This is a genomic window from Clavibacter lycopersici (genome assembly GCF_003576405.1).
GTDB lineage: Bacteria > Actinomycetota > Actinomycetes > Actinomycetales > Microbacteriaceae > Clavibacter > Clavibacter lycopersici.
Map to the genome: position 1 here is coordinate 1 of NZ_QWGT01000551.1, position 455 is coordinate 455.

1 pseudogene is annotated in these 455 nt (G+C 76.9%); it reads left to right on the top strand.

Annotated features, from left to right (window positions below):
* Positions 1–455: pseudogene (locus DZG00_RS16485) on the top strand (hypothetical protein); the annotation flags it as partial.

Sequence of the window (455 nt, forward strand, 5' to 3'; positions counted from 1 at the left end):
ATCGAGCTCACCGCGACCGAGTTCGAGCTGCTGCGCTACCTGATGCGGAACCCGCGCCGTGTGCTGAGCAAGCTGCAGGCCGAGCACGTGCGCGCCGACGGGTCGCTCGTGCGCGCGTCCATCGACCGCCGCGTGTCGCCTGCGGTCGCGACGCTCGAGGACCACGGGATGCTCGCCGACGGGCTGCTCGCGCTCGCGCTCGCGACGGGCGAGGTGGCGTACGCGGTGCGCGCCCGCTGGATCGTGGACGCGCTGATCGCGGCGGCGGACGCCGACCCGCAGCCGGGCGCAGCGGGGTTCCGGGTGCCGACGGGCGCGGATCCGGTGCTCGCGGGCTTCGGCCTCGACCTCGCCGCCGACCCGTCCGAGGGCGCGTACCCGTCGGGCCTCACGGCGGCGGCGTCGGCGGCGCGCGTGCTCGGGCAGCTGACGGCGGATCCGCGCTACGAGCGGGC